Source organism: Rummeliibacillus sp. NPDC094406, from assembly GCF_044763875.1.
In the GTDB taxonomy this organism is placed as follows: domain Bacteria; phylum Bacillota; class Bacilli; order Bacillales_A; family Planococcaceae; genus Rummeliibacillus.
Genome location: NZ_JBIWGZ010000009.1, coordinates 37,560 through 59,087, shown reverse-complemented (window position 1 = coordinate 59,087; position 21,528 = coordinate 37,560). Strand labels below are relative to the sequence as shown.

Here is a 21,528-nt window from a genome sequence, read left to right as displayed (position 1 = left end):
CACATCACTAATTGTTAGTATTCTAGAACAATTAATGATGTGTTTTTTAGGGCTTAAATAAGTTAAACCAGCCTTTATATTTGAACCAGCCAAGCATTGAAATAGCAATGCCTAACATGATTAATAAGACGATAAAATAGCCATAATGCCACTCTAGTTCGGGCATATTTTTAAAATTCATGCCATATACGCCAGCAATGAATGTTAAAGGAATAAATATAGATGAAATGATCGTCAAAATCATCATAATACCATTCATGCGGCTAGCATTTACAGACATGTGACTATCTCGCATATCTGCCGTTAGTTCACGATTAGATTCCACCATTTCGGTTAACTTGACTAAATGGTCATGAATATCGCCGAAATAGGCACGTTCCTGTTCATCTAGATGGAAACGGTAAGAATTTAATATTCGATAAAGTAAATCACGCATCGGTAAGATAGTACGTCTTATATGAAGTAAATCACTTCTTAAGTCAAATACATAGCGCATAGACTTAGTGCTGTTTTGATAATTTAATTGATCTTCAATTTCATTTAAATGATCCTCAATATTGTAGACCATTGGGAAATAACTATCGACAATTTTATCAATCGCTTGATACATCACAAATAAGGTTCCTCGTTCCCATGTCTGAGGTCGATTCATCAAGCGTTTGCGAACAACATCAAATTCTGGGACGGATGATTTGTGATAAGTAACGACGAAATTAGGAGATACGAACAAGTTTACTTCTTCGGCTTCAAAAGTTTCCTCATTAATCTTATGTGCAACAAGGAAATGATAATCATCATAATAGTCTAATTTTGGACGCTGTAATCGCATTAAGCAATCCTCAATGGCAAGTGGGTGAAAATGAAAGAATTGATCTAATAGGACATCTTCCGAAGCACTAGGCTTTTCAAAATCTACCCAATACCAATCAAATTTTCCCTCTTTAATTTCTTCTAATGGAAAATCCATTTTAAGTTGTTGGTCAGTTGTCACTCCAAGCGTTCGAATCATAGCTACTCCTCATTTCAACTGTTGTTATTCCTATCCTCTCACAAAAAGGTCAAGGTTGCCATGAATTTTATTCATCTGTTGCTATAGTAATTGTTTTATGCTATGAGTAACCGCAGGAGAAAAAGCACAAAAGACAACCGTCAGTCTAACGAAGCCCTAAAATTAAAAAAAGCCACTCATAAGAGGAGCTTTTGTAAAAGTTTAATTAATGGTTAACTAGCCATTGTTTAAAAGGTGTACTAGTTGAAACTTTTTCTAATATATAGGAATCTCGTGAATTAGAGTGGTCTGAAGTAGTACGAGATAGTTTATGTTGAATTGTTTTGGTACATGTTGTTGTTTGTTCATTGCAATCATGCATAAGGGAGCTTTTTAATAAGCAGTATGGCATGCCAATGAAAATGAGTAAGCTAATCAGAATTATTCCTACTAACAAAAAAGCCTTCTTCATAGGAGAAAATCCCCCTTACTATGTGATATTAGAAAAGACGCAAAGTAACCTGAAATGTTCCAACAAAAAAATTCTAAAGAATGAAACTATTCGAAATGTACAACGTAAATTAGTTATAACGGTGAATTGAAAGTGAGTGATTGAAAGTGGAAGAAAAAGGACTGAAAGTAATATTACATGCAAGTGCATTTTTTGCGCCATGTTTAGTACCGATTCTCTTCTTTATTTTTATAAAAGACGAGGAAGTTAAACGTTTATCCGTTCAAGCGTTATTATTCCAATTTGTTATGTGGTTATTGGTGATTATTGGGGGAATTTTGACAATTACAATCATATTGGCCATTATTGGTATCCCAATGATGATCATATTTGGACTTATGGTGGTTATTGTGCCGATCATCGGTATTGTTAAGGCATTGAAAGGTGAAACATGGGAATATCCGATTGTTGGAAAATGGATTTAATACGTTAATTAATGAGCATACTGCATGTAGCGGTATGCTTTTTGTGTATAGTATGATGTAAAAATCAAAAGAAGAATGCAGAATATTTGCGTCATTTTTTATGACCTTATATAATATAGTCAAAGATAGTCAAAGTCAGTGATGTAAGTGAGGTGGAAGCTAAAATGCGAAATATCTCTGACATTATAGAAGGGTATTTGAAGGAAGTTATTGAATTAGGTGGTAAAGGTCATATTGAAATCAAGCGAAGCGAAATTGCAGATAAATTTCAATGTGTACCATCTCAAATAAATTATGTTATTAATACAAGATTTACTGCAGAACGTGGGTATTTAGTTGAAAGCAAACGTGGTGGTGGCGGTTATATTCGAATATTACGCATAAAGGCTGATTCAGAAGCAGAATTGATTAACGAAATTTTGCATCAGGTTGGTGATTCTATTTCTCAAACGATGGCACAAGACTATATTTTCCGTTTGATTGATGAAGATGTAATTACTCGTAGAGAAGCGAAAATGATGATTGCGGCCCTTGATCGTTCAGTGCTGTGCATTAATTTGCCTGCGCGAGATGAGTTACGCGCACGAATTTTGCATGCAATGTTACTAGCGTTAAAGTATGATAAGCAAACGTAAAGAGGTGCAAGAGATGATTTGTGAAAATTGTAAACAGCGACCCGCTACTATCACAGTTACACAGATGAAAAACGGCAAAAAAGTTACGAGACACTTCTGTGATGTATGCAACAAGCAATTAGATCACTTTCACTTGAACCTTGATTCAGATGAAAGTCCGAATGCAATGCAAAAATTATTTTCAAATTGGTTTGGAACACCTAGCTGGTCTGTGCAATCAGTACCAATTAGTAATACACAGGCTAAAGTACAAAATGAAAGCTGTCCTCAGTGTGGAATGACATATAGAAAGTTTTTAGAAGAAGGCAAATTTAATTGTCCAACTTGTTACGATACATTTAAAGAACAGCTACCGCAAGTGCTAAAGCGTCTGCATAATGGTGCAACAGAACACATAGGAAAAGTTCCAGGCTCTATAAATGAAAGTTATCAAATGAAACGGCAGATTGAAGCTTTACGTCAAGATATGAAAGTGGCTGTTGAAGAAGAGCGTTTTGAAGATGCGGCAAACATTCGAGACCAAGTTCGTGCATTAGAAAAAAAGCTACAAGTAGGAGGTGAGGGAAGGGATGAACATTGACCACTTTCTTAAAAGTAAACCACCTATTTGGATGCGCGGCGATATTGATTATGGAGATATCATAATGAGTACACGTATTCGATTAGCAAGAAATTTAACAGGTTTCCGTTTTCCAAGGGCTTTTTCAGAGGAAGAATCCTTACAAATCGATAAAATGGTATCGAATGCTCTTATTGATGGGGATGAAAAATTTAATATACCGTTCTCTTATTTCTCACTCTATGATATGCCGGCACTACAACGACAAGTGTTAGTGGAGAAACATTTAATTAGCCCACAACTAGCAAATAAAACAAAATCTGGATCAATCTTAGTATCAGAAGACGAAACAATTAGTATTATGGTAAATGAAGAGGATCATATCCGAATTCAATGCTTACAACCAGGTTTGCAACTAGATAAAGCATATCACTTGGCAGATGAAGTAGATCGCTTATTAGAAAACAAATTACCTTATGCCTTTGATGATTCATTTGGTTACTTAACAAGTTGTCCGACTAATACGGGCACGGGTTTAAGAGCGTCTGTGATGATGCATTTACCAGCTTTAACAGTAACGAACCAAATGGGTTCACTTATCAATACAATGGCACGATTAGGTATGGTTGTACGAGGGATTTATGGAGAAGGAACAGAAGCTGTCGGTAACTATTATCAAATTTCGAATCAAATTACACTTGGAAAGCCTGAAGAGGATATTATTTTAGATTTACAAAGTGTAGCTGAACAAATCATCCAGAAGGAAATTGATGCAAGACGAGCGTTATTAGAGCATGCATCCGTCGCTGTGTCTGACCGTTTGAATCGTTCATTAGGTGTTTTAAAATATGCCAGAATTTTATCGAGCGAAGAAGCAGCGAATTGTTTGTCAAATGTCCGATTGGGCATAGATTTAGGGCTTATCCCAACGATTCCAGATCGTATCTTAAATGAATGCATGTTAATAATGCAACCAGGCTTTTTACAACAACATGCGGGTACAACACTCCAAACAAATGAAAGAGATGTATACCGCGCATCTATAATTAGAGAACAATTGCAATTTAATAATACAGATTCTAAACAATAGTATAACGGTGAAGAAGGGGAGGATATTCATGATGTACAATCGTTTTACACAGCGTGCACAAAAAGTTTTACAACTTGCGCAAGAAGAGGCAATTCGTATGAAACACGAAGCTATTGGTACCGAGCATATACTGTTAGGATTAATTCGTGAAGGTGGCGGAATCGCTGCAAAAGCGCTAGAAGCAATAGATGTAAGTTCTGAAATGATTGAAGAAGGTATTGAAGAATTAGTTGGTATGGGTACAAAAAATGTTGGTCCTATTGTACATTACACACCCCGTGCTAAAAAAGTAATCGAGTTATCAGTTGATGAATCTCGTAAGTTAGGCCATTCCTACATTGGTACAGAACATTTATTGCTAGCACTAATTCGCGAGGGTGAAGGTGTAGCAGCGCGAGTATTAAATAATGCAGGAGTAAGCCTAAATAAAGCACGCCAACAAGTATTACAACTTTTAGGTAGCAGTGATCATCCACAAGCAAATAATAATACTGCTCCAGCAGCGAATACACCAACTTTAGATAGCTTAGCGCGTGACCTTACTCAAATTGCTAGAGAAGGAAGCTTAGATCCTGTTATTGGTCGTAGCAAAGAAATAACACGTGTAATTGAAGTACTATCTAGACGTACAAAAAATAACCCAGTTTTAATTGGTGAACCTGGTGTTGGTAAAACGGCAATTGCTGAAGGCCTTGCTCAACAAATCATTAACAATGAAGTACCAGAGACATTGCGAGACAAACGCGTCATGACTTTAGATATGGGTACCGTTGTGGCGGGTACTAAATATCGTGGCGAATTTGAAGATCGCTTGAAAAAGGTAATGGATGAAATCCGCCAAGCAGGTAATGTTATCTTATTTATTGATGAATTACACACATTAATTGGTGCAGGTGGTGCAGAAGGTGCCATTGATGCATCCAATATTTTAAAACCATCTCTTGCTCGTGGTGAATTACAATGTATCGGTGCTACAACACTTGATGAGTACCGTAAATACATCGAAAAAGATGCAGCACTTGAACGTCGTTTCCAACCAATTCAAGTGGATGAACCTTCTGTGGAAGAAGCAATCCAAATTATTAAAGGTTTACGTGATCGTTATGAAGCACATCACCGTGTGAAAATTACAGACGCAGCAATTGAAGCCGCTGCAAAAATGTCAGATCGTTATATTTCAGACCGCTTTTTACCAGATAAAGCAATTGACTTGATTGATGAAGCAGGTTCAAAAGTACGTTTACGTTCATTCACAACACCACCAGACTTGAAGGAATTAGAACAACAATTAGATTCCCTACATTCTGAGAAAATGGCTGCAGTACAATCACAAGAATTTGAAAAAGCTGCATCATTGCGTGATACAGAACAAAAACTAAAAGACAAATTAAATACAACAAAAAAAGAATGGAAAGAAGCGCAAGGCAAAGCAGAATCAAAAGTAACAGTAAATGATATTGCGGAAGTCGTATCAATGTGGACAGGAGTGCCTGTTTCAAAACTAGCACAAGCAGAATCCGAAAAATTACTACATCTTGAAGAAGAACTACACAAGCGCGTCGTTGGCCAAGGTGAAGCAGTTGAAGCAATTTCTAGAGCTATTCGTCGAGCGCGAGCTGGATTAAAAGATCCAAAACGTCCAATTGGTTCATTTATATTCTTAGGTCCAACCGGTGTCGGTAAAACAGAGCTTGGTCGTGCGTTAGCAGAAGTAATGTTTGGTGATGAGGATGCGATGATTCGGGTTGATATGTCCGAATACATGGAAAAACATTCGACTTCACGTCTTGTAGGTTCACCTCCAGGTTATGTAGGTTTCGATGAAGGTGGTCAACTAACAGAAAAAGTTCGTCGCAAGCCATATTCTGTTATCTTACTTGATGAAATTGAAAAAGCACATCCGGATGTTTTCAATATTTTATTACAAGTACTTGATGATGGGCGTTTAACAGATTCTAAAGGACGCGTTGTTGATTTCCGTAATACAGTAGTTATTATGACTTCTAATATTGGGGCAGAGGAATTAAAATACCGTAAATCTCTAGGTTTTGGTTCACAAAGCGCAACACAAAGTCAAGAAAATGTTAAAAACGTTATGATGGAAGAATTGAAAAAGGCATTTCGACCTGAGTTTTTAAATCGTATCGACGAAATGATTGTTTTCCACTCTTTAGAAAAAGAAGAACTAAATCAAATTGTTGTTCTAATGGCGAAAACATTAACAAAACGTCTAGAAGAACAAAATATAACACTTGAGTTAACACCAGCTGCAATCGAAAAAATTGCGAAAGAAGGATATGATCCACAATACGGAGCTCGTCCATTGCGTCGTGCTATCCAAAAACATGTGGAAGATCGCCTTTCTGAGGAAATTTTAAAAGGAACTATATTAACAGGACAACGCGTTGTTTTTGATGTTAAGGATGATCAATTCGTTGTAGATGTAAAAGAATTAGTAACAAAATAATGTATGCGTTATGGCGATTCTGTTAATTAACGCCTTGCAAGGCATTCCAAATAAGAAATTTGGAATGCCTTGTTTTATAATATAAGAAAAAGAGAAATACTTTCTAATGGGAGGAAATATGGTTAAAAAGAAAACGAAATTCTTTTGTAATTCATGTGGTTACGAATCACCAAAATGGTTAGGTAGATGTCCTGGGTGTGGGGAATGGAATACGATGGTCGAAGAAGTGGAGGTTGTTTCTAAAGGGCCAAGAGGAGCGTTCCAACATTCTACAAATGTCTCGCAAAAGGCAACACCTATTATTTCTGTAGAATCAGAAGAAGCCCCAAGAATAGAGACGGAACTTAAAGAATTAAATCGCGTCCTAGGAGGTGGAGTGGTTCCAGGTTCACTTATCTTAATCGGTGGGGATCCGGGTATCGGTAAATCCACGTTATTACTACAGGTATCAGCATTACTATCCAATAAAGGTCACCGAGTTCTTTATATTTCAGGGGAGGAATCTGTTCGTCAAACAAAGTTACGAGCAGAACGACTTGGAGTCAAATCTCCGGAACTTTATATTTACTCGGAAACAAATTTAGAATTTTTGAATCAAACAATTGAAGAAGTTCAACCAAAGTTTGTTATTGTGGATTCAATTCAAACTGTATACCATCCAAATGTGACAAGTGCACCAGGGAGCGTATCTCAAGTTCGTGAATGTACAGCGGAATTTATGAGAATTGCAAAGACAAAGAATATTGCCATTTTCCTTGTTGGACATGTAACGAAAGAGGGGCAAATTGCTGGCCCTCGTATTTTAGAACACATGGTAGATACCGTGTTGTATTTTGAAGGTGAACGTCATCATACGTATCGAATTTTACGTAGTCAAAAAAATCGTTTTGGTTCTACGAATGAGATTGCCATTTTTGAAATGTTACAGAACGGTTTAAAAGAAGTGTTAAACCCCTCAGAGTTGTTTCTGCAAGAACGATCGCAAGGCACACCAGGTTCAACCGTTGTTGCATCTATGGAAGGGACACGCCCGATCTTAGTAGAAATTCAAGCGCTTGTAACACCATCAAGCTTTAACTACCCAAAAAGAATGGCAACAGGTGTTGATCAGAACCGAATTTCGTTGTTAATGGCTGTGTTAGAAAAAAGAATGGGTATGTTACTACAAGCTCAGGATGCTTATATTAAAGTGGCTGGTGGAGTAAAGTTAGACGAACCTGCAATTGATTTAGCTGTATTAGTAAGTATTGTTTCTAGTTTTAAAGATATTGCTGCAAAACCAATGGATTGCTATATTGGCGAGGTAGGTTTAACAGGTGAGGTACGTCGTGTTTCCCGTATTGAACAGCGTGTGCAAGAAGCTGCTAAATTAGGTTTTAAACGCGCTATTATACCAGCATCTAATTTAGGTGGTTGGGATTATCCAAGTGACATTGAGGTGCTTGGTGTAGATACTGTGAACCAAGCATTAAAGTTGAGCTTTAAGGAATTATAAGATAAGATATTGAACGGCTTTTTTGTCGTTTAATGTCTATGTAAATGCCTTTATGACATAGATTGTATTAAAGGGGTTTTCAAAGCGTTTTTAAGGAAATCTATGTATAATTAATTATTAAAGGGAGGTGCATTTAATGCTAAAGAGAATTATCCAAATTGCGTTTCTATTTATCGGGGGAACGATGGGTTTATTTATATTACCGCCATTATACGAATTGATTCATTTATCCTCAAACCCATGGTTAAATAATCCGTATACTTCTGTTGCGATTGGCGCTTTAATATTATTTGGTTTTTCGTTTATGTTCTCGGATTATTTTGTGAAATTTATTCGATGGATGGAAGAAAAATTGTTAAAGGCACCTGTGGGAGATTTATTGTTTGGTACGTTAGGATTGATCGTTGGATTAATTGTTGCGTATTTAGTAGGATTTGCAATCGATAGTATTAAAATTCCTTTTATCACAACAATATTACCGGTTTTGTTATCTATTGTATTGGGGTATCTTGGGTTCCAAGTAGGTTTCAAAAAACGTGATGAATTAATTAATGTCTTCACATCTGGTAAGTCTTCACAAAGTGGACTAAAGAAAAAGTCAGCAGAGGAATCGGAATTTCTAGGTTCAATGTATAAGCTTTTAGACACAAGTGTGATTATAGATGGACGTATCGCCGATATTTCTGAAACAGGTTTTGTTGAAGGGGTTTTGGTTGTTCCTCAATTCGTTTTAACAGAGTTACAACATATAGCAGACTCTTCAGATACATTAAAGCGTACAAGAGGTCGTCGTGGTTTAGATATTTTGAGAAAGCTTCAAGACGAAAGAGCTTCACAAGTGTTAATTACAGAAGTCGATTTTGAAGATATACAAGAAGTTGATTTAAAATTAGTACGCCTAGCAAAGAAAATGGGTGGACAGATTTTAACAAATGACTTTAATTTAAATAAAGTATGCGATTTGCACAATGTAAAGGTGCTAAATATTAACGATTTAGCAAATGCTGTGAAACCGGTTGTTATTCCAGGTGAAGAAATGAATGTAATTGTTATTAAAGATGGTAAGGAGCACAACCAAGGTGTAGCATATTTAGATGATGGGACAATGATTGTTGTAGAAGAAGGAAAATCTTTTATTGGTCAAGCAATCGTTGTGACAGTAACGAGTGTGTTACAAACATCTGCAGGTCGAATGATTTTTGCAAAACCAAAACAAAATGGAAGAACAGCATAGTGTAAAATATGAAAGAGACAGGGTGTACTTATACCTTGTCCTTTTCATTGATGAGGAAGTGAAAATGGTACAATGCAATATGATGTGATTCTACCAGCTGCTGGTAGTGGGAAACGGATGGCTGCAGGAAAAAACAAATTATTTTTGGAGTTGCGTCAAAAGCCCATTTTAATACATACATTAGAGGTTTTTCAACAAGATGAAGCATGTAAGGGCATTTGGTTGGCTGTAAAACCTGAAGAGCGTTCATATATAGAAACACTTTTAGAGAAATTTCATATTACAAAAGTAAAAGGACTACCTGATGGTGGCTCAGAACGTCAACATAGTGTAAACGCCTGTGTGAAAAAAGTAAAAGACGGTAACATTGTTTTAGTACATGATGCAGCACGCCCTTTTATTACAATACCGATTATTCATAAATTGGTAGAAGCTGCTCATACCAAAGGTGCGGCAATTGCAGGCGTACGGGCTAAGGATACGATGAAAAGAGTAAAAGATGGTGTTATTGAAGAAACAGTAGACCGTTCAAGTCTGTGGATGATTCAAACACCTCAAGCATTTGATTTTCAAGTGTTAAAACGTGCAGAACAGCAAGCAGAAGAAGATCATTTCTTAGGCACTGATGAAGCGATGCTCGTTGAACGTTTAGGACAATCTGTATATATTGTTGAAAGTAGTTACGAAAACGTTAAAATAACTACTAAAGAGGACTTAGTTTTTGGTGAAGCCATTCTAAGTCAACGTATAGGAGGATAACTATGTTTCGAGTAGGACAAGGTTTTGATGTACATGCGTTTGCTGAAGGACGTCCATTAATAATTGGAGGGATTACGATTCCTCATGAAAAAGGATTGCTAGGCCATTCAGATGCCGATGTTTTGTTACATACAGTAACAGATGCAGCACTTGGTGCGATTGGAGAAGGAGATATTGGTCATCATTTTCCTGATACTGATCCAGCTTTTAAGGATGCAGATTCTTCAAAATTACTAGCGTATATTTGGGAAATCGTAGAAGATAAAGGCTATTCTTTAGGAAATGTGGATTGTACAATTATGGCACAACGTCCAAAAATGGCACCGTATATTGAACAAATGCGTAATCACATTGCAGAACTTTTGCATGCAGATCCATCTCAAGTTAATGTCAAAGCGACAACTACTGAAAAGCTTGGTTTTACTGGACGTGAAGAAGGAATTGCTGCAATGGCAACAATTTTACTTATAAAAAATTGACTTCCTTTAATTTTTATACTTGCAGTGGTAAAATGAAAAAAGTTGAATTTTTGAACGACAAATAGGAGGATTTTAATCATGACTAACAAAGTTCGTGTTCGTTATGCACCAAGCCCAACTGGACATTTACACATTGGTGGCGCACGTACAGCACTATTCAATTATTTATATGCAAAACATTATGACGGAGATTTCATTCTGCGTATTGAAGATACAGACGTAGCTCGTAATATTGAGGGTGGCGAAGCGTCACAAATCGAAAACCTAGCTTGGTTAGGTATCCACCCAGTAGAATCACCAGTAATCGGCGGTCCTTATGCTCCTTATCGTCAAATGGAACGCTTAGATATCTATAAAGAATATGCTCAAAAATTAATCGATATGGGCATGGCATACAAATGCTTCTGTACTTCAGAAGAATTAGAAGCTGAACGTGAAGCTCAACGTGCAAATGGTGTTGCAGCACCAATGTACAACGGTACTTGTCGTCATTTATCTGCTGAACAAGTAGCGGAAAAAGAAGTAGCTGGCACGCCTTACACAATCCGCTTCAAAGTACCAGAAAACGAAACATACAGATTCGATGACTTAATTCGTGGTGAAGTATCATTTGAATCAAAAGACGTTGGTGACTGGGTTATCATGAAAGCAAACGGTATCCCAACTTATAACTTCGCCGTAGTATTAGATGACCAAATGATGGAAATGACACATGTATTCCGTGGTGAAGAGCACTTATCTAACACACCAAAACAAATAATGGTTTACCGCGCATTTGGCTGGGAAGCACCGCGCTTTGGTCACATGACATTAATCGTTAATGAAAATCATAAAAAGCTTTCAAAACGTGATGAATCTATTATCCAATTCATTTCTCAATACAAAGACCTTGGTTATTTACCTGAAGCGATGTTAAACTTCTTAGCATTACTTGGCTGGTCTCCGGAAGGCGAAGAAGAAATCTTTACGGAAGAACAATTAATCAAACAATTCGATGAAAAACGTCTTACTAAATCACCATCTATGTATGATACAAATAAATTAAAATGGATGAACAACCAATACATGAAAAAATTATCTCCTGAACATGTGGTTGAACTATGCTTGCCATTCTTACAAAAAGCAGGTTTAGTAGCAGAAAATCCAACAACTGAAGAAGCTGAATGGGCTGGTAAATTAATCGGCCTTTATCACGAACAAATGAGCTTCGGTGCTGAAATCGTAGAGTTATCTCAAATGTTCTTTACAGAAGAACTTGAATATAATGATGAAGAAAAAGAAGTTTTAGCTGGGGAACAAGTATCAGAAGTAATGGCTGCATTTAAAGTACAACTTGAAGCTTTAGAAGAATTTGAACCTGCAGAAATCAAAAAAGCTATCAAAGCTGTTCAAAAAGAAACTGGTCACAAAGGTAAAAACCTTTTCATGCCAATCCGTGTTGCTACAACAGGTGAAATGCATGGCCCAGAATTAAATGATGCACTTGTATTACTAGGTAAAGAAACAGTTCTTAACCGCATTGAAAAATATGTAAAATAATTTTGTTTGCTTTTTTTCTACTTCATTGTACAATAAAGCTTACAAATGAGAAAAAAACGTTGAAGAGGAGAAGTATGCGGCACATGCTCTCAAAGAGAGGACCATCAGCGGCTGAAAGTGGTCTGGGCCAATGTAAAGCAGAAATGCACCTCTGAGTGCTAGGTTGAAAGTTATTTTAGTAGGCTTAGTCGGTTCGTCACCGTTAAAAACGTTCAAGCGGGAAGTGTTTTGTAATGCTTCCAACCAGAGTGGAACCGCGCACACACGGCGTCTCTGTCTTTTTAATAAGACAGGGGCGTCTTTTTTTATTTAACAACTAGCGTCTGTAGCTAGATAGATTTTATAAAATGGGAGGGGCATTAAAATGTTTAAAAGAATTAGAGAAGATATTGCAACGATCTTTGAAAATGATCCAGCAGCTCGTAGTACACTAGAAGTTGTATTAACTTATTCAGGGTTACATGCTATATGGTCACACAGAATTGCACATGCTTTGTATAAACGTAAATTTTATTTTATTGCGAGATCTGTTTCGCAAATCAGTAGATTCTTTACAGGCATTGAAATTCACCCTGGGGCTAAAATTGGTCGCCGCTTTTTTATTGACCATGGTATGGGTGTCGTTATTGGAGAAACATGTGAAATCGGAAATAATGTTACTCTGTATCAAGGCGTGACCTTGGGAGGAACAGGGAAAGAAAAAGGCAAACGCCATCCGACATTAGAAGACAATGTTTTAGTTGCAACTGGTGCAAAAGTGCTTGGTTCTATTACAATCGGAGAGAATAGCAAAATTGGTGCAGGGTCAGTTGTTTTGAAACCTGTACCGCCAAATGCAACGGTTGTTGGTATCCCAGGTAAAGTCGTAATTCAAGATGGTGTACGTGTAAATCATGAACAAAAATTAGATCATCAAAATATTCCTGATCCAGTAGAAGACCGTTGTCAACAAATGGAACAAAAAATAAATGATTTATATAAAGATCTTGTGAATAGCAAAAAGGAGAGATAATCCCCATGGGTATTCAAATTTTTAACTCATTATCACGTGAAAAGGAACCGTTTGTACCTCTTGAAGAAGGTAAGGTCAAAATGTATGTATGTGGGCCGACTGTCTATAACTACATTCATATAGGTAATTCACGTCCTGTCATCGTTTATGATACAGTACGTCGTTATTTAACATACCGTGGCTATGAAGTTACTTATGTTTCCAACTTTACAGATGTGGATGATAAAATTATTAAAGCTGCAAATGAGTTAGGAGAAGAAGTTTCAGAACTAACAGAACGCTTTATTAAAGCGTATTTTGAAGATATTACGGCACTTGGATGCCAAAAAGCTGATGCACATCCACGTGTAACCAATCATATGGACGAAATTATTGAATTTATTGGTGTGTTAATCGAAAAAGGCTATGCTTATGAATCTCAAGGAGATGTTTATTACCGTACTCGTAAATTTAAAAGTTACGGTAAATTGTCACATCAATCTGTAGATGATTTGAAAATCGGTGCTCGTATTGAAGCTGGGGAAAAGAAAGAAGATGCTTTAGATTTTGCACTTTGGAAAGCTGCAAAACCAGGGGAGATCTTCTGGCATAGTCCATGGGGAGATGGTCGCCCGGGTTGGCATATTGAATGTTCTGTAATGGTGCATAATCATTTTGGTGATACTATTGATATTCATGCAGGTGGTCAAGATCTGACATTCCCTCACCATGAAAATGAAATCGCTCAATCAGAAGCATATACAGGTAAAACTTTTGCACGCTATTGGATGCATAATGGTTATATTAATATTGACAATGAAAAAATGTCTAAATCACTAGGGAATTTCATTTTGGTACATGATATTATTCAACAAATTGATCCACAAGTTTTGCGTTTCTTCATGCTGTCAGTCCATTATCGTCATCCAATTAATTTTGCGCAAGATTTAGTTGAATCAGCAGCTGCCGGTTTAGAACGTATCCGTACTTCTTTCAACAACTTACAACACCGCCTAAATGCTACTGCTAATCTAGGAGAAAAAGAACAATCTTGGCTAGATGCAATAGGGCAAGAACATCAAAACTTTGAAATTGCGATGGATGATGATTTTAATACAGCAAATGCAATTGCTGCACTGTTTAGCTTATCTACAGAGGCTAATAAATATTTGAATGAAACAAACACAAATGAAGAAATTCTAAAAGTATTTATCGATACACTAAAAGAGCTTTCAATGGTCCTTGGTATCGAACTTGAAGTAAAAGAAGAACTGTTAGACGAAGAAATCGATGCATTAATCGAAGAACGTCAACAAGCAAGAAAAAATCGTGATTTTAAACGCTCTGATGAAATTCGTGATCAACTAAAAGACATGAACATTATTTTAGAAGATACACGTCAAGGCGTTCGATGGAAACGAGGGTAATTGAAGTGGGAGAACTTCGTAATGCAGATGTAAAACAATTAAATGCACTCGCTTTAGCTTATATGGGAGATGCTGTATTAGAAATCGCAATTCGCGAGCATTTACTAAGAGCAGGACGTGTGAAACCAAATATTCTTCACCGCGAGGCGACGCATTATGTTTCTGCAAAAGCTCAATCAATGGTTATTCACCAAATGATTGATGAAGATTACTTTACTGAAGAAGAAATGGCCGTATTGAAGCGTGGTCGTAACGCAAAGTCAGGGTCTGTACCAAAAAACACCGATGTCCAAACATATAATTACAGTTCGGCATTTGAAGCAGTTATTGGCTTTTTATATTTAACTGGGCAGGCAGAGCGCGTCGATGCGATTATCCAATATGCAATAAATGTGATTGAAAATAAGAAAGAGGTGTCAAAATAATAATGACAGAACAAACAAAAGAAATAATCGCTGGAAAAAACCCAATTTTAGAGGCGCTTCGATCTACAAGAGATATCAACAAAATTTGGATAGCTGAAGGCGTTAAAAAAAGTGGAATCAACGAGTTACTTGACTTAGCAAAAGAACGTGGCATAATCGTGCAATTTGTACCTAAGAAAAAAGTAGATCAGTTATCTTCAGAGAATCATCAAGGCGTTGTTGCTTCAGTTGCTGCTTACAACTATGCAGAACTAGAAGACCTTTTTAAAGTAGCTGAAGAGCGTGGTGAAGATCCATTCTTTCTCATCTTAGATGAATTAGAGGATCCACACAATTTGGGCTCTATTATGCGAACTGCAGATGCAGTTGGTGCACATGGTATAATCATTCCAAAGAGACGTTCCGTTAGTTTGACGGCTGTTGTCGCAAAAGCTTCTACAGGTGCCATTGAATACATTCCAACAGTGCGAGTAAACAACTTATCCCAAACTGTTGAAGAGTTAAAACAACGTGGTGTTTGGATAGCGGGAACAGATGCTAAAGGATCGGTCGACTATCGTAAAATGGACGCAACTTTACCGTTAGCTGTTATTATCGGTAGTGAGGGTCGAGGAATGAGTCGCATCCTAAAAGAAAAATGTGATTTCCTTTATAATTTGCCTATGGTTGGCCATGTAACATCATTAAATGCATCAGTAGCGGCATCATTATTGATGTATGAAGTGTTCCGAAAACGCCACGAAGTTTAGGGTGACTGCTGATGAACATACTCTTAGTTGATGGTTATAACATTATTGGTGCATGGAAGGAATTACAAGCTTTAAAAGAACATAAGCTAATAGATGCGAGAGATCGACTGATAGAGTTAATGGCAGACTATCAAGCCTATTCGGGAATGCGCGTCATCGTTGTCTTTGATGCGTATCTCGTTCCAGGCATTGCAACAAAGGTGAAGCAACATAATGTTGAAATCATCTATACTAGGGCAAAAGAAACTGCAGATGATCGTATTGAAAAGCTAACAGCGGAATTGGCAACTAAACGCAATAAAATCTATGTAGCCACTTCAGATATGGCAGAGCAAAATGTCATATTTGGAAACGGCGCATTGCGAAAATCAGCACGTGAATTTGAAATTGAAATGCAAGATGTACGTACTCAGATTTCTCAAAAAGTGAAAAGTATACAGTTTGAAAAGCCAAGTTCTAAAATTCAATTATCGTCTGAAGTTATGGAAAAATTTGAACAAATGCGAAGAGGAAATAAATTGAGTGATTGACTGATATTTTCCAATTCCGTTATACTGTTTCTAAATAGGCTAGCGCAATCGGGGTGATACTTTGTTAACAAGTGATCATTTACACGTGAAGCATCAACAATTTGAAGATTTGACTGATGAGCAATTAGTCGAAGTGGCGCGTAATGGTGATACAGAAGCGTTGGATTTTCTGATCAACAAATATAAGCCATTTGTACGCTTAAAAGTGAAGTCCTATTTTTTAATTGGTGCTGATAAAGAAGATATTGTGCAAGAGGGTATGATCGGGTTGTATAAAGCAATCCGTGATTTTAAAGGTGATAAATTAGCTTCTTTCAAAGCTTTTGCAGAACTTTGCATTAAACGCCAAATTATTACCGCTATCAAAACAGCTACAAGACAAAAGCATATTCCACTAAATTCTTATGTTTCATTGGACAAGCCAGTGTTTGAAGAGGAATCAACAAAAACTTTGATGGATATGCTTACAGGAGCGACAATCGATGATCCGGAAAAACTGATGATTCACAGAGAAGAGTTTAACCACTTAGAAGAAAAAATCGGTGAGGTACTAAGTGATTTAGAACGTCAAGTATTGGCCCTCTATCTAGAAGGCTGCTCTTATCAAGAAATTTCTGCAAGATTAGATCGGCATGTAAAATCAATTGACAATGCATTACAACGTATTAAACGAAAATTAGAAAGACATTTAGAAGTAGAATAGTAGTTTGATAGCATTAAGAGGCTAGTTGACAGCTTGTATAATAGGTGATAGGCTTTTAAAAGGACGAATGCCGAAAGGTGATATTATGGCACAAAAGGTCGCACTAAGCTGTGAAAAATGCGGGGCTAGAAATTATCATTTACCCGCAACTAAGGACAATTCAAAAAGAATAGAACTTAAGAAATATTGTTCTCATTGTAATGAACATACATTACATAAACAAACTAAATAATACAATTCGTTATGTATATATGATTATATTCGGAGGTTTGGTTGGATGGGTAAGATAGGTGAATTTTTCCGCGGCGTTCTATCAGAAATGAGAAAAACAAGTTGGCCGAAACGTAAAGAATTGGCTAAATATACAATGATTGTTGTTTCAACATTATTGATAATGGCAGCGTTTTTCATGGTAATCGATTTAGGCATTTCGAAATTATTGCGCTGGTACTTAGAATTATGATTTAATTAAGTTAATATGTTTGAAATGGCCCGTGTGTTGTAACGGGTTTTTTCATTTTGCCTTTTAGAAAAGGAGGGAAGGACGAACAGTCCTATCTATTATGGAAAAAAATTGGTATGTTGTCCATACTTATTCAGGTTATGAAAATAAAGTAAAAGCAAACCTTGAAAAACGTGTTGAAACAATGGGGATGCAAGATAAAATCTTCCGTGTGATTATTCCAGAAGAACAAGAAACTGAAGTAAAAGACGGTCGTAAAAAAACATATATGCGTAAGACTTTCCCTGGTTATGTTCTAGTTGAACTAGTTATGACAGATGATGCTTGGTATGTTGTTCGTAATACACCAGGTGTTACTGGATTCATTGGTTCTTCAGGTGGTGGAGTAAAACCAACACCATTACTACCTGAAGAAGTAGAAGTGATTCTACAACAAATGGGGGCAAATGAAGCTAGTGTTGAGCTAGACTTTAGCGAAGGTGACTTAGTTGAAGTTCTAGAAGGACCTTTTGCTCATTTCCAAGGGATTGTCAACGAAATCATAGCTGATAAAGGCAAAATTAGTGTAACAGTTGATATGTTCGGTCGCGAAACAAAAATGGAACTAGATTTTGATGAAGTTGTAAAAGTTTAATTGTAAGGTACTTGCCTTGTATTTTAAAAAGTGTTATCATTTCAGAGGTCATACTGTGGAAATATATCACATGTTATGACATAGTAATTTTTAATGTTATCGGATTAAGCCGACAGACAGATATTGAGTGGGAGGGGAAACCCAATTACCACATCACGGACTTAAGGAGGTGTGTCTCGTGGCTAAAAAAGTTGTTAAAGTTGTAAAACTTCAAATCCCAGCTGGTAAAGCAAATCCAGCGCCACCAGTAGGTCCTGCATTGGGTCAAGCAGGTGTTAATATCATGGGATTCTGTAAAGAATTCAACGCTCGTACTGCGGACCAAGCAGGATTAATCATTCCAGTTGAGATTTCTGTATTTGAAGATCGTTCATTCACTTTCATTACAAAAACTCCACCGGCAGCAGTGTTACTTAAAGTAGCAGCTGGTATTAAATCAGGTTCAGGTGAACCAAACCGTAAAAAAGTAGCTACAGTGAAACGCGATAAAGTACGCGAAATCGCTGAAACTAAAATGCCAGACTTAAACGCAGCATCAGTAGAAGCTGCAATGTCAATGGTAGAAGGTACTGCACGTAGCATGGGTATTGTGATCGAAGACTAATCCCATTACTTGATAAAGTATTGTTTTTTGGAGGTTGCGATTGTTTCTTATAGTGATATTTGAAACTCGCAGCCTTTATTCGTGGGAGGTTTAATCCGTTACAACCACAATCAAGGAGGAAATATATAATGGCTAAAACAGGTAAAAAATTGCAAGATGCAGCTAAATTAGTTGATCGTAACCAACAATACACAGTAGCTGAAGCAGCTGAACTTGCTAAAAAAACAAGCACTGTTAACTTTGACGCAACAGTTGAAGTAGCATTTAACTTAAATATCGACACTCGTAAAAATGACCAACAAATCCGCGGAGCAGTTGTGCTTCCAAACGGTACTGGTAAAACTCAACGCGTTTTAGTTTTCGCTAAAGGCGACAAAATTAAAGAAGCTGAAGCAGCTGGCGCTGATTACGTAGGCGATGCAGAATATATCCAAAAAATCCAACAAGGCTGGTTTGACTTCGATGTAATCGTTGCTACTCCAGACATGATGGGTGAAGTTGGTAAACTAGGTCGTGTATTAGGACCTAAAGGCTTAATGCCAAACCCTAAAACTGGCACAGTTACTTTCGATGTAACGAAAGCAGTTAACGAAATCAAAGCTGGTAAAGTTGAATACCGTGCTGACAAAGCTGGTATCGTTCATGCTCCAATTGGTAAAGTTTCATTCGAAGCTGACAAATTAGCTGAAAACTTTTCAACTCTTGTTGACGTAATCCTTAAAGCAAAACCTGCTGCTGCAAAAGGTACTTACATCAAATCTTTACATGTAACTACTACAATGGGACCATCTATCAAAGTTGATCCACTTTCTGCTACAGTAGCAAAATAATTTTTGATTGACAACGCAATTATCATTTGTTATGATTTATAGCGTTGTGAATCATCCATTTGTACCGTAGACCGTAGGGGCGAGCAATCGCTTAATTATCCTACCGAGGACAAAGGAACTCAGACTCTTACTTAAGATGATGAAATTCCGCCTCTTGTCTACTAATGGCAAGAGGCTTTTCTTTTGTTGGTATAAATGACCCATTCTTATAGGAGGTGTCAAGATGAACAAAGCAGTTGAAGCAAAACAAACTGTTGTTCAAGAAATCGCTGACAAGTTTAAAAGTGCAGCATCAGTAGTAGTAGTTGACTACCGTGGTCTTTCAGTATCTCAAGTTACTGAACTACGTAAACAATTACGTGAAGCTGGTGTAGAATTCAAAGTATACAAAAATACTTTAGTTCGCCGCGCTACTGCAGAAGTTGGCCACGAAGAACTTAACGAAGTTCTTACAGGTCCAAACGCAATCGCATTCTCAAATGAAGATGTAGTTGCTCCTGCACGTATCATCAATGACTTTGCGAAAGCTAACGAACAACTAGAAATTAAAGCTGGTCTTATTGAAGGCACGTATGCTAGCGTTGAAGAAGTTAAAGCATTGGCAGAACTTCCATCACGCGAAGGTTTACTATCTATGCTATTATCAGTACTTCAAGCTCCAATCCGCAACTTAGCTCTTGTAACAAAAGCTGTTGCAGAACAAAAAGAAGAACAAGGCGCTTAATTTTAAGTGTAGCTTAATCTTCAAGGCATAATATGCCAAACTAAAAAACTTACATTCCGTATAGGAGGAAAATATAATGAACAATGAGCAAATCTTAGAAGCTGTCAAAGCTATGACAGTTCTTGAATTAAACGATTTAGTAAAAGCAATCGAAGAAGAATTCGGTGTTACTGCTGCTGCTCCTGTAGCTGTTGCTGGTGGCGCTGCTGCTGCTGCAGAAGAAAAAACAGAATTTGATGTTGTTTTAGCTTCTGCTGGCGATCAAAAAATTAAAGTAATTAAAGTGGTTCGTGAAATCACTGGTTTAGGTCTTAAAGAAGCTAAAGAAGTTGTAGATAACGCTCCTAAAGCTCTTAAAGAAGGCGCTTCTAAAGAAGAAGCTGAAGAAATCAAAGCTAAACTTGAAGAAGTTGGCGCATCTGTAGAAGTTAAATAATTTCTGCTGATTGAATGTGAAAAGCTCGTCAATTTTGACGAGCTTTTTCTTTATCTATAGATGATGGAGGGCATTATTCTTGTCAGAACATTATTATTCAAAAGAACCTCAAGTAGAAAGTAAACCGCGCAGATGGAATTTTACACTTCGGGGATTTTCATTTGTATTTGAAACTGATGCAGGGGTTTTTAGTAAAAGCGAAGTAGATTTTGGCTCCCGTGTATTAATTGATAGTTTTGAGATGCCGGCAATTGAAGGGTGTATTCTAGATGTTGGTTGTGGATATGGACCAATTGGATTGTCAATTGCAAAAAGTTATCCAAATCGTATGGTTCAAATGATGGATGTCAATGAGCGAGCGGTCAATCTAGCAAAGAAAAACGCTGAATTGAACGGGGTTCAAAATGTGCAGATTTATGAGAGTAACGCACTTTCATCTGTTCAAGAAGAACAAATCGCTGTTGTTTTGACAAATCCTCCGATTCGTACAGGCAAAAACACTATTTTTAGATTCTATGACGAAGCATTTGAGAAATTAGTGGATTCAGGTGAATTGTGGATTGTAATTCAGAAGAAACAAGGCGCGCCATCTACTGTGGAACATTTGGGATTAAAATTCTCTAAAGTGGAAATAGTAGAAAAGAAAAAAGGATATTGGATTATCAAAGCTACGAAATAAATTTGTCAAAACTTATAGATTGACTTGACAAAAACGCTGTGATAACATAATACAATGCAAAAATATTAATTTGAAGGCGTTTGCCTATTGGCTGAAAATGTAAATAGCAGGAGCTTTCGGATTTAACTTTGGTTAATCGAAAATGAGCTCAT

General features: G+C 37.0%; 26 protein-coding genes and 2 other annotated features. Of the genes, 24 read left to right on the top strand and 2 right to left on the bottom strand.

The window, feature by feature from the left end:
- Window positions 1-46: 46 nt before the first annotated feature.
- Entirely contained in the window at window positions 47-1,009 is a 963-nt protein-coding gene (gene corA / locus ACIQ4I_RS18855; protein ID WP_403098858.1) for a magnesium/cobalt transporter CorA, read from the bottom strand.
- Between the two features lie 205 nt (window positions 1,010-1,214).
- Window positions 1,215-1,460, bottom strand: coding sequence for a hypothetical protein (locus tag ACIQ4I_RS18850; RefSeq protein WP_403098857.1), 246 nt, complete (start codon window positions 1,458-1,460; stop codon window positions 1,215-1,217).
- Between the two features lie 146 nt (window positions 1,461-1,606).
- Here ACIQ4I_RS18850 and ACIQ4I_RS18845 point away from each other — a divergent pair, with 146 nt between their 5' ends.
- The 24 genes from ACIQ4I_RS18845 (at window position 1,607) to ACIQ4I_RS18730 (ending at window position 21,376) form a co-directional block, all read left to right on the top strand.
- The gene (locus tag ACIQ4I_RS18845; RefSeq protein WP_403098855.1) at window positions 1,607-1,924 is read left to right on the top strand and encodes a magnetosome magnetite crystal formation protein family; all 318 of its coding nucleotides are present in this window, start codon (window positions 1,607-1,609) and stop codon (window positions 1,922-1,924) included.
- Window positions 1,925-2,088: 164 nt separating this feature from the next.
- Window positions 2,089-2,559, top strand: coding sequence for a CtsR family transcriptional regulator (locus ACIQ4I_RS18840; protein WP_403098852.1), 471 nt, complete (start codon window positions 2,089-2,091; stop codon window positions 2,557-2,559).
- Window positions 2,560-2,572: 13 nt separating this feature from the next.
- Entirely contained in the window at window positions 2,573-3,139 is a 567-nt protein-coding gene (locus ACIQ4I_RS18835; protein WP_403098850.1) for a UvrB/UvrC motif-containing protein, read from the top strand.
- Window positions 3,129-4,208: a protein-arginine kinase McsB gene (gene mcsB / locus ACIQ4I_RS18830; RefSeq protein WP_403098847.1), complete on the top strand. Its 1,080-nt coding sequence runs from the start codon at window positions 3,129-3,131 to the stop codon at window positions 4,206-4,208. Before ACIQ4I_RS18835 ends, mcsB begins: the two co-directional genes overlap by 11 nt.
- Before the next feature lie 28 nt (window positions 4,209-4,236).
- Window positions 4,237-6,675: an ATP-dependent Clp protease ATP-binding subunit gene (locus tag ACIQ4I_RS18825; RefSeq protein ID WP_403098845.1), complete on the top strand. Its 2,439-nt coding sequence runs from the start codon at window positions 4,237-4,239 to the stop codon at window positions 6,673-6,675.
- A gap of 118 nt (window positions 6,676-6,793) precedes the next feature.
- Window positions 6,794-8,170, top strand: coding sequence for a DNA repair protein RadA (radA, locus tag ACIQ4I_RS18820; protein ID WP_397536599.1), 1,377 nt, complete (start codon window positions 6,794-6,796; stop codon window positions 8,168-8,170).
- Window positions 8,171-8,306: 136 nt separating this feature from the next.
- Window positions 8,307-9,404: a PIN/TRAM domain-containing protein gene (locus tag ACIQ4I_RS18815; RefSeq protein WP_403098843.1), complete on the top strand. Its 1,098-nt coding sequence runs from the start codon at window positions 8,307-8,309 to the stop codon at window positions 9,402-9,404.
- 72 nt (window positions 9,405-9,476) lie between these two features.
- Window positions 9,477-10,163 (top strand): 2-C-methyl-D-erythritol 4-phosphate cytidylyltransferase, encoded by a 687-nt coding sequence (gene ispD, locus ACIQ4I_RS18810; protein ID WP_403098840.1) that lies wholly within the window; start codon window positions 9,477-9,479, stop codon window positions 10,161-10,163.
- Window positions 10,164-10,165: 2 nt separating this feature from the next.
- Window positions 10,166-10,642: a 2-C-methyl-D-erythritol 2,4-cyclodiphosphate synthase gene (ispF, locus tag ACIQ4I_RS18805; protein WP_403098838.1), complete on the top strand. Its 477-nt coding sequence runs from the start codon at window positions 10,166-10,168 to the stop codon at window positions 10,640-10,642.
- A gap of 78 nt (window positions 10,643-10,720) precedes the next feature.
- A complete protein-coding gene (gene gltX, locus ACIQ4I_RS18800) occupies window positions 10,721-12,181 on the top strand; it encodes a glutamate--tRNA ligase (RefSeq protein WP_403098835.1) in 1,461 nt (486 codons plus the stop codon).
- Between the two features lie 50 nt (window positions 12,182-12,231).
- Window positions 12,232-12,459, top strand: a binding site (T-box leader).
- 86 nt (window positions 12,460-12,545) lie between these two features.
- Window positions 12,546-13,193, top strand: coding sequence for a serine O-acetyltransferase EpsC (gene epsC, locus ACIQ4I_RS18795; protein ID WP_403098833.1), 648 nt, complete (start codon window positions 12,546-12,548; stop codon window positions 13,191-13,193).
- 5 nt (window positions 13,194-13,198) lie between these two features.
- Window positions 13,199-14,599: a cysteine--tRNA ligase gene (cysS, locus tag ACIQ4I_RS18790; RefSeq protein WP_403098831.1), complete on the top strand. Its 1,401-nt coding sequence runs from the start codon at window positions 13,199-13,201 to the stop codon at window positions 14,597-14,599.
- A gap of 5 nt (window positions 14,600-14,604) precedes the next feature.
- A complete protein-coding gene (locus ACIQ4I_RS18785; protein WP_403098828.1) occupies window positions 14,605-15,024 on the top strand; it encodes a Mini-ribonuclease 3 in 420 nt (139 codons plus the stop codon).
- Between the two features lie 2 nt (window positions 15,025-15,026).
- The gene (gene rlmB / locus ACIQ4I_RS18780; protein WP_403098826.1) at window positions 15,027-15,773 is read left to right on the top strand and encodes a 23S rRNA (guanosine(2251)-2'-O)-methyltransferase RlmB; all 747 of its coding nucleotides are present in this window, start codon (window positions 15,027-15,029) and stop codon (window positions 15,771-15,773) included.
- 11 nt (window positions 15,774-15,784) lie between these two features.
- Entirely contained in the window at window positions 15,785-16,303 is a 519-nt protein-coding gene (locus ACIQ4I_RS18775; protein ID WP_403098823.1) for an NYN domain-containing protein, read from the top strand.
- Window positions 16,304-16,364: 61 nt separating this feature from the next.
- Window positions 16,365-17,006, top strand: a complete 642-nt coding sequence (sigH, locus tag ACIQ4I_RS18770) for an RNA polymerase sporulation sigma factor SigH (RefSeq protein WP_403098821.1) — start codon at window positions 16,365-16,367, stop codon at window positions 17,004-17,006.
- 67 nt (window positions 17,007-17,073) lie between these two features.
- Window positions 17,074-17,238, top strand: coding sequence for a 50S ribosomal protein L33 (gene rpmG, locus ACIQ4I_RS18765; RefSeq protein ID WP_397540263.1), 165 nt, complete (start codon window positions 17,074-17,076; stop codon window positions 17,236-17,238).
- A gap of 45 nt (window positions 17,239-17,283) precedes the next feature.
- The gene (gene secE, locus ACIQ4I_RS18760) at window positions 17,284-17,469 is read left to right on the top strand and encodes a preprotein translocase subunit SecE (protein ID WP_403098819.1); all 186 of its coding nucleotides are present in this window, start codon (window positions 17,284-17,286) and stop codon (window positions 17,467-17,469) included.
- A 100-nt stretch (window positions 17,470-17,569) separates the two neighbouring features.
- On the top strand, window positions 17,570-18,103 hold the full coding sequence (gene nusG, locus ACIQ4I_RS18755) for a transcription termination/antitermination protein NusG (protein WP_403098816.1): 534 nt from the start codon (window positions 17,570-17,572) through the stop codon (window positions 18,101-18,103).
- 178 nt (window positions 18,104-18,281) lie between these two features.
- Entirely contained in the window at window positions 18,282-18,707 is a 426-nt protein-coding gene (gene rplK, locus ACIQ4I_RS18750; RefSeq protein ID WP_146013888.1) for a 50S ribosomal protein L11, read from the top strand.
- Window positions 18,708-18,835: 128 nt separating this feature from the next.
- Window positions 18,836-19,537 (top strand): 50S ribosomal protein L1, encoded by a 702-nt coding sequence (gene rplA, locus ACIQ4I_RS18745; protein ID WP_403098812.1) that lies wholly within the window; start codon window positions 18,836-18,838, stop codon window positions 19,535-19,537.
- Between the two features lie 46 nt (window positions 19,538-19,583).
- Window positions 19,584-19,728: a sequence feature (ribosomal protein L10 leader region), on the top strand.
- A gap of 32 nt (window positions 19,729-19,760) precedes the next feature.
- Window positions 19,761-20,261: a 50S ribosomal protein L10 gene (rplJ, locus tag ACIQ4I_RS18740; protein ID WP_403098809.1), complete on the top strand. Its 501-nt coding sequence runs from the start codon at window positions 19,761-19,763 to the stop codon at window positions 20,259-20,261.
- Between the two features lie 76 nt (window positions 20,262-20,337).
- Window positions 20,338-20,697, top strand: coding sequence for a 50S ribosomal protein L7/L12 (gene rplL, locus ACIQ4I_RS18735; RefSeq protein ID WP_102693535.1), 360 nt, complete (start codon window positions 20,338-20,340; stop codon window positions 20,695-20,697).
- 79 nt (window positions 20,698-20,776) lie between these two features.
- On the top strand, window positions 20,777-21,376 hold the full coding sequence (locus tag ACIQ4I_RS18730; RefSeq protein WP_403098806.1) for a class I SAM-dependent methyltransferase: 600 nt from the start codon (window positions 20,777-20,779) through the stop codon (window positions 21,374-21,376).
- Window positions 21,377-21,528 lie beyond the last annotated feature (152 nt).